General features: G+C 32.4%; 5 protein-coding genes. All 5 read right to left on the bottom strand.

What is annotated here, in order from left to right:
- Window positions 1-181: hypothetical protein (locus WBG30_RS15370; protein WP_424505530.1), on the bottom strand; the 181-nt coding region annotated here is incomplete at its 3' end.
- A 140-nt stretch (window positions 182-321) separates the two neighbouring features.
- On the bottom strand, window positions 322-1821 hold the full coding sequence (gene glpK, locus WBG30_RS15375; protein ID WP_424505531.1) for a glycerol kinase GlpK: 1500 nt from the start codon (window positions 1819-1821) through the stop codon (window positions 322-324).
- Between the two features lie 19 nt (window positions 1822-1840).
- Entirely contained in the window at window positions 1841-2683 is an 843-nt protein-coding gene (locus WBG30_RS15380; RefSeq protein ID WP_424505532.1) for an MIP/aquaporin family protein, read from the bottom strand.
- A gap of 223 nt (window positions 2684-2906) precedes the next feature.
- Complete coding sequence (locus tag WBG30_RS15385) at window positions 2907-3467, bottom strand: glycerol-3-phosphate responsive antiterminator (protein ID WP_424505533.1); 561 nt, start codon at window positions 3465-3467, stop codon at window positions 2907-2909.
- A gap of 9 nt (window positions 3468-3476) precedes the next feature.
- On the bottom strand, window positions 3477-4826 hold the full coding sequence (locus WBG30_RS15390; RefSeq protein ID WP_424505534.1) for an MATE family efflux transporter: 1350 nt from the start codon (window positions 4824-4826) through the stop codon (window positions 3477-3479).
- Between the last annotated feature and the right edge of the window lie 275 nt (window positions 4827-5101).

The raw sequence follows: 5101 nt of genomic DNA on the forward strand, positions 1-5101 counted from the left end.
GACCTGAGCCTCCTCCAGAAATAATAGACACTTTATTTTTATCTATATTTTTTCTTGAGATTACCCTTATATTTTTTCCAAGATTTAATTTTATCAAATTATTATGTTTATTAGTTGCTAATAAGCCATTAATTGCATCATCTACAATAGTCTCTTTTTCATTAAAAAATATTTTATTCATAAAATATATCCCCCATTTTTTGAAAAAAGATGATTCCTGTAGAATACAGAAACCACCTTTTAATTTTTAAATAAATTATTATCTCACTCTTTTCCTATTTTTTTAACAGTGGAAAGTCGGTTTAAACAATTCTATTTTTTTTAGTCATTTTCCCAGTTTTGTGCTCTAGTTACTGCTTTTTTCCAGCCTTTATACATTGTTGCTCTTTTCTCTTCTTCTAACTTAGGCTCATACAACCTGTCTAAGTTCCATTTTTCCATTATTTCATCTTTATCATTCCAGAATCCAACAGCAAGCCCGGCTAGATAAGCAGCTCCTAAAGCTGTAGTTTCAGTCACTTCAGGTCTTAGTACTTCTGCTCCTAAGATATCTGATTGGAATTGCATCAAGAAATTATTTGCAACTGCTCCACCATCAACTTTTAAACTAGATAATTTAATTCCTGAATCCTCTTGCATAGCTTCTATAAGATCTTTACTTTGATATGCTATTGCTTCTAAAGTCGCTCTTATAATATGATTTCTATTAGCTCCACGAGTAAGACCTACGATACATCCTCTTGCATACATATCCCAATACGGAGATCCTAATCCTACAAATGCAGGTACTACATAGACACCATTACTATCTTCTACTTTATTAGCAAAATATTCAGTATCTGCTGCATCTTTAATAAGTCCCATCTCATCACGAAGCCATTGTACTGATGCTCCACCTACAAATACACTCCCTTCCAAAGCATATTCTACCTTTCCATCAATTCCAATAGCAATAGTAGTTAATAATCCATTTTTAGATTCTACCATCTCTGACCCTGTATTCATAAGTAAGAAACACCCAGTACCATAGGTATTTTTTGCGTCTCCTGGTTTAAAACCAGCTTGTCCAAATAATGCTGCCTGTTGATCTCCCGCTATCCCGGCGATAGGAATTCTAAATCCACCTTTACCACCTAAGTTAGTTTCTCCATAAACTTCACTTGAATTTTTTACTTCTGGTAACATACATCTTGGAACATCTAATATTTCCAATAATTTATCATCCCATTTTAATTCTTTTATATTAAATAGCATAGTTCTAGATGCATTTGTATAGTCCGTCACATGAGTTTTCCCATTAGTTAATTTCCAAATCAACCAAGTATCGATAGTTCCAAAAAGTAACTCTCCGTTTTCTGCTTTTTCACGGGCTCCTTCTACATTATCTAGTATCCATTTTACCTTAGTCCCACTAAAGTAAGCATCTACTACTAATCCTGTATTTTTTCTTATATATTCTTCATGTCCTTGCTCTTTTATATCATCACACATAGACGCTGTTCTTCTACACTGCCAAACTATAGCGTTATATACAGGTTTTCCTGTACTTTTTTCCCATACTACTGCTGTTTCTCTTTGATTTGTGATTCCGATACTAGCTACTTCTTCAGGCTTAATTCCTGTTTTAGCCAAAACTTCTGTTAACATTGAACTTTGAGTAGCCCATATTTCCATTGGATCGTGCTCTACCCATCCTGCTTTAGGATATATTTGAGTAAATTCTCTTTGAGAAGAACCTACAATATGTCCACTTTTATCAAAAATAATCGCTCTTGAGCTTGTAGTTCCTTGGTCTAATGCTATAACATACTTCTTTGCCATCTTTTAAGCCTCCTATTTTTTAGTTATTAAATACTCCAACTTCTTCTTCACATTCTTCTTTATTATCTATCTCACAAACTTCTTTTGGTAAGTTATTTTTAATTACTTTATCGTATATTAATGCTCCAAGTTGTGCTCCTACTATAGGTCCTAATATTGGTACCCAAAAATATGGATTTGATAATCCGCCTGTAAACGCTACCTCTCCCCATCCTGCTAAGTATGCGAACACTTTTGGCCCAAAGTCTCTTGCTGGATTCATTGCAAATCCTGTAAGAGGTCCTAAAGATCCTCCAATTATTGCAATTACTATACCAATTAAGATAGCTGATGAATGTCCTTTGGGAGCACCATTTTGATCATCTCCTACTGCAAAAATCGTCATCATAAGTACTGCTGTAATTACTACTTCCACTGCAAAAGCTTGCAGATTATCAATATGTGGATTCGGATACGTAGAAAAGATTCCTGCTGTAGATAGACTTTCCACACTTCCTCTAACTATTCCATGAGCTTTGTCATAAACTACAAATAGGTTTTTATATAAGAAATATACAAGTCCTGCACCAGAAAATGCTCCTAACATTTGAGCAGTTATATAAGGAATTACCTTCTTTTTATCAAACTCCCTAAACGTCATTAATGCTAAAGTTACTGCAGGATTTATATGTGCTCCTGAAACTCCTCCTGTAATATAAATAGCTATAGTTACGCCCATCCCCCAAATAATACTTATTTCCCATTGCCCCATGTCTGCGCCTGCCAATACCAAGGCTGCTACACAACCTGCTCCAAAAAACATAAGCAAACCAGTCCCTAAAAATTCAGCTAAACATTCACCCATAATCCCTTTACTTTTCATCCACAAACCCCCTTTAATTTATAATGGTACATTTTCAAAATTTCCTCCAAAATTTAAACCCAACCAAAAAGAAGATTAAAAAATTATCCCTAAACTAGGATACTAATTAATCTTCTCTCGGTCTCTAAGATTTATATTTCTTTCTACTAAGAGGATACCTTTAAAAATTTGATTTGTCAACTTTATGTAATTTTATCACGCTTAAAGTTTGTTTTTTAAACAATTATAAACTCCATATATCTGTTTTAGTTGTAGATATACCTATGGCTCCAGCTTTTAGAGCTAAGATCACATCTTCTTTATCCATTATTATTCCGCTGGCTATAAGAGGACATTTATAGTTATATAAAAATCTTTTTATTATTTTTGGCATGGCACCTGGTAAGATCTCTACGATATCTGGTTTAGTTGCTCTGGCATATTTTAAACTATTTTTATATGAGATAGAGTCCAAAATAAAAAATCTTTGTATTGTCAGTAATTTCCGTTTTTTAGCTTCCTTAATTAGAGCAGATTTAGTACTTATAATTCCATCTAACCTTGTTTTTTCATTTAAATAATCAAGTGCATCTATAGTAGGAGACATTCCATCGATTAAATCTATATGTACAAAAACCATCTTACCAGTTTTTTTTATTTTTTCCACCATTGCCTCAATGGTTAATATTGTTGATTTCAAAACAAATATTACCTCTATGTCACTATTTAAGGCTTCTCTCAGAGTTTCTTCATCCTTTACCGCTGCTATTATTGGATTTAACTCCAGTTTTTCAATCAATCCCATCTTTTCCTCCTACATATCTTCTACTAAATTTGTAATCCATTTTTTTGAAATAACTCTCCTAACACTAAAAATAAACTTAATTACTTCTTCACTTCCAGCCAGACCATAGACTATATAGATAGGCAGACCCAAAGTCAACCCTCCATATATTACAAGTGGTATACCCACAAGCCAAAGCGCCGTTATATCTAAGACCAGACAGTATTTCACATCTCCTCCAGCTCTTAATATTCCTACTACTGTAGTTGCTGTAAAACTTTTAAACGGTGTTAAAATTGCTAATATATATGTGGTTTTCACCACTAAATCATAAACTTCCACATCTAAATCATAAAAATTTAGTAAAGGTTTTATGACTATAACCATAATTATTCCCGTTACTATACCTATATAAACTGATATTTTCCCCAATAAATATGCATATTTAATAGCCTCTTCCTCATTTTTCTCTCCAATTTTATGGCCTATCATTACTGCAGTTGCACTAGCAATCCCAAAGAACCCTGTAAACATTATCCTAGCAATGCTATCTACAATATTTATTACAGCTACTGATTCCGTACTCATCCTAGCATATACCATAGCATAACCAGTCATTCCAAGAGCCCAAAGCATCTCATTAGCTATAACTGGTGCAGTAGTTAATATAAATTTTTTTAAGAATTTTTTATCAATTTCTAGCATCTCTTTTATCTTACATGCCAATGGATATTTATTTTTATATACCAAGCTTACTAAGATTACCATCTCTATAATTCTAGCAATTAAAGTCGCTATTGCTGCCCCTTCTATTCCCAGTTTTGGAAACCCTAAATTCCCAAATATTAATACATAGTTGAAAAATATATTAACTATCAAACTAATTATACTTGTATAAACACCTAATTTTAATATCCCTACACTCCTAAGCTGAATTCCATATACCATGGATATTGCCGTTATTATATATGACCAGCTTACTATTTTTAAATATGAAGCACCTAATTTTATTACTTCTATGTCTGGAGAATATATTTTTATCAAAAATTTTGGAGAATATTGCCCGGCAATAAAAAAAATAGTACCTACGAATATACTAGCTATAAGAGCTATTCCTAGTACTTTATATAAGCTTTTTTTATCTTTTTTTCCCCAAAATTGAGACATAAAAACTGCCGACCCACTATTCACACCATATAATAGGAGTGCCATCAAAAACATTATTTGATTAGCCAAACCCAAAGCAGCTAATTTAGTTGCTCCTAGCTTTCCGATCATAAATACATCTGCCATATTTACTGAGGAGGAGATCATACTTTGCATAGCTATAGGCACTGCTATAGTTACTAATTGTTTATAAAACTTTTTTTTACTCTCCATTTATATTCTTCTCCTTTTTTTATTTATAAATATTTTAAACTTACAAAGTATATTCAAAATTTAGTTATTAGTTATTATATCACATAAAATATTATTACTTTTGTCTTTTTTATTCTCTTTATAATCTATTTATATTTTTTTATAAATCAAAAAGCCATCAAAATAAATTGATGGCTTTTCTTAGTTTTGAATCTCTTCAAAAAATAAAAAAGACTTGGCAAGTTCCTATCCTCCCAAGGGGCTGCCCCCTAAGTACTTTCGGCGTTTACGGACTT

Source organism: Psychrilyobacter sp. (assembly GCF_049671765.1).
In the GTDB taxonomy this organism is placed as follows: Bacteria; Fusobacteriota; Fusobacteriia; order Fusobacteriales; family Fusobacteriaceae; genus Psychrilyobacter.

Coding starts and splice junctions, on each gene's coding strand:
- glpK (WP_424505531.1), bottom strand. CDS start 1,821: ATGGCAAAGAAGTATGTTATAGCATTAGACCAAGGAACTACAAGCTCA.
- WBG30_RS15380 (WP_424505532.1), bottom strand. CDS start 2,683: ATGAAAAGTAAAGGGATTATGGGTGAATGTTTAGCTGAATTTTTAGGG.
- WBG30_RS15385 (WP_424505533.1), bottom strand. CDS start 3,467: ATGGGATTGATTGAAAAACTGGAGTTAAATCCAATAATAGCAGCGGTA.
- WBG30_RS15390 (WP_424505534.1), bottom strand. CDS start 4,826: ATGGAGAGTAAAAAAAAGTTTTATAAACAATTAGTAACTATAGCAGTG.